This is a genomic window from Streptomyces sodiiphilus (assembly GCF_039529215.1).
GTDB classification, from domain to species: domain Bacteria; phylum Actinomycetota; class Actinomycetes; order Streptomycetales; family Streptomycetaceae; genus Streptomyces; species Streptomyces sodiiphilus.
Genome location: NZ_BAAAMJ010000123.1, coordinates 1 through 2548 on the forward strand (window position 1 = coordinate 1; position 2548 = coordinate 2548).

At 68.7% G+C, this 2548-nt stretch carries 2 protein-coding genes; both read right to left on the reverse strand.

The genetic code is table 11. The annotated features are described in order from the left end of the window. Nucleotides 1-34 precede the first annotated feature (34 nt). Nucleotides 35-1438, reverse strand: a complete 1404-nt coding sequence (locus tag ABD299_RS24910) for a hypothetical protein (protein ID WP_344267057.1) — start codon at nucleotides 1436-1438, stop codon at nucleotides 35-37. Between the two features lie 129 nt (nucleotides 1439-1567). Continuing rightward, complete coding sequence (locus ABD299_RS24915; protein ID WP_344267060.1) at nucleotides 1568-2500, reverse strand: LamG-like jellyroll fold domain-containing protein; 933 nt, start codon at nucleotides 2498-2500, stop codon at nucleotides 1568-1570. Between the last annotated feature and the right edge of the window lie 48 nt (nucleotides 2501-2548).

Here is a 2548-nt window from a genome sequence, read left to right on the forward strand (position 1 = left end):
ATCTCACCCGTGACCAGCAGTTACGGGACAGCCCTTAGGTGAGGGCGTTGCCGCGGGTGTCGACGACGTAGTCGAGGTTCCACCGCCATGCCTGCTGACACCAGGCGTCCTTGACGGTCGCCGAGTAGCACGGGTCTGCGGGGTCGTTGCCGAAGACGGGAACGGTCCAGGTCGAGTCGGTCACCGCCGCACCGGAGGTCCAGCCGGGAAGCCGGTGGTAACCGAAGTGGTACTGGACACCCGCGGGTGTCGTCACCCGCCAGTACTCGTTGTCGTTGTCCCCGTTCGCGCGCGCCTGGTCCTTGAGCAGCTCGACCTTGGTGCCGTCGTCGTTCCTCAGCTTCCAGGTGTTGCTGCCGGCCGGGACGAGTTCACTGGCGCTGCCGTTGAAGGAGATGAAGGCGTTGTCGTAGTCCCAGCACAGGTCGCCGATCTTCTGCCCGTCGGCGTTCTCGACGTCGTCATAGGCGCAGGCCTTGTACTTGCGCTCGATGTATCCGGGCCACAGGTCGAAGCCGTCCCCGGCCCAGGAGCCCTGGTTGTTGGTCCCTCCGGTGCGGCCGTCGATACCCCCGGAGGAGTACGACAGGCCGACGTTCGGCTTCAGCCCGCCGGGCACTTCCGGGACGGGCATCTCGTGCGACCAGGTGAAGTCACCGGTGTTGAGGTCGGTCTCCCACGTCGCCGAGGGCGCGAGGTCGGTGGCCTTGTAGTCACCGGTCTCGCTCCCGGAACCGGCAGTGACGGCCAGCACCACCGGCCGGCCGGAGGCCAGCTGCACACCTTCCGCCGTCAGTACCCGGCGCTCGGTGTCGTTTCCGGCGTCAATGCGGCCCCGTTCCCGGCACTCCGGTTTCTCGGGAGTGTCCAGGGCGCATGCCGGGAGTCCCACCAGGGTGAGCCTGGAGGCGTAGCTTCCGCCGAACAGTCCGGCGAAGCCGGAGTAGTCGAGCGTGACGTCGGCGTGTGTCTCCGCGGCCCGGAGCACGCCCGGCTGTTCCGGTTCCCGTGCGGTGACGGCGATGACCGGGCCGTCCGCGCCCAGGGCAGCGCCGGCCTTCTCGTCCAGGAGCTCGACGTCGGCGGTCACGGCCCGGCCGTCGCCGGTGAGGGAAACGGGCAGCTCGCCGGCCGCGGCCGGCAGGGTGACGGCCGAAGCGGCAGGCAGCACGACCTCCGCCGTGCCGGGCTTGGGCCACGTGGCCTGCGGCTCCCCCGGCTCGGGGCCCTCGTCGGTCTTTCGATCCTTGACCCTCAGACCTTCCCGGCCCTCGACCGGTTCCTCGGCCTGCGGCAGGTCGGGGCGGCCGCTGTCGGCGACGGCCGGTGGCATTGCCGCCGTCTGCAACAGCGTGGCCACCACCATCACCGACAGCCCGAGGCTCAGTCCTGTCCGCAGATGCCTGCTCGTGCGCCGTGCTCTGCCTGTGCCGCTCATGTGCGCCTTCATCCTCATGACCACGCCAGCCCGACCAGCACGACTGACAAGCTGAAAGAACTCGAACCCGCCGAAGGCGGGAGCGGTGCGTCTCCGAACCTGCGGAGACGCACCGCTCCCGCGTGGGCGTCAGGGAACCGTGGTGGGGGCGCCGGAGACACCCTGCGACAAGTAGTCGACCTGCCTGCTGGTCAACGCACCCTGGAAGAACCACAGATCATCGATGGCTCCGGGCCAGTGCTCGCCCCACGCCCCAGCGGACCGCGAACGCCCCACCTGCAGTGAATGCGTGGCCTGGAAGGTGTGCACGTTCTCCGCCCAGGAGGCTCCCCCCGCGCAGTCCGGCTCCGACTCGTCCGCGCAGACCACTTCTTCGAGCTGCCCGTTCAGGTAGAGCAGGACTTCCTTGGCGAAGCCGTCGTGGACGACCGCCACGTGCGTCCACGACGCGGCGTGGTGCGGAGTCTGGCTGCGGACCCGTGTCACCTGCGCCCCCACCGTGTCCTGGTCGGGCAACGCCACCTGCCACTCACCCCAGCCGGGGTCGTCCGGATCCGGGACGTACCGCACCGCGAAGGCACTCTCCGATGCTCCCGACGCACTGACCAGGGAGGCAGGCTCCTCCAGCGCCCCGACACCCTGCGCCCACCCGGCGACGGTGAAGCTCGCCGAGGTGTCGGCCGGTACCGTCGGCGCCGCCGCGTAGCCGGTGGAACCGTCCAGCTCAAGGGCGTGGAGGTCAACCCGGCCCATGTACTCCCCGATGCCCGCACCACCGTGCAGGTCGAGGGCATTGCCCTCCAGGGAGGAGTCCGGGGTCGACGAACCGCCCTCCTCGAACTGCCAGCGCCCCTTCACGATCGGGGACTGCTGGAACAGCTGCCCCACCTCGTATTCGGTCACGACACGCTCGAAGAGCCGGACGTCGGATATCTGTCCCGGGAAGAACCGCCGGACTTCTCCCGAGCGGGCTGTCGCACCTATCTGCAGCTGACGATCGGCGTACCAGGAGCCGGACCAATCGACGGATTCAACGAACCTGCCGTTCACGTAGAGACTCAAAGTCTTTGCGACAGTGAGCTCTTTCCATCCTCAGTTTGAGCTGGTCAG

What these genes read in the sequence shown, in the direction of transcription:
- ABD299_RS24910 (WP_344267057.1), bottom strand. Translation starts at nt 1,438, where the DNA reads ATGAGCGGCACAGGCAGAGCACGGCGCACGAGCAGGCATCTGCGGACA.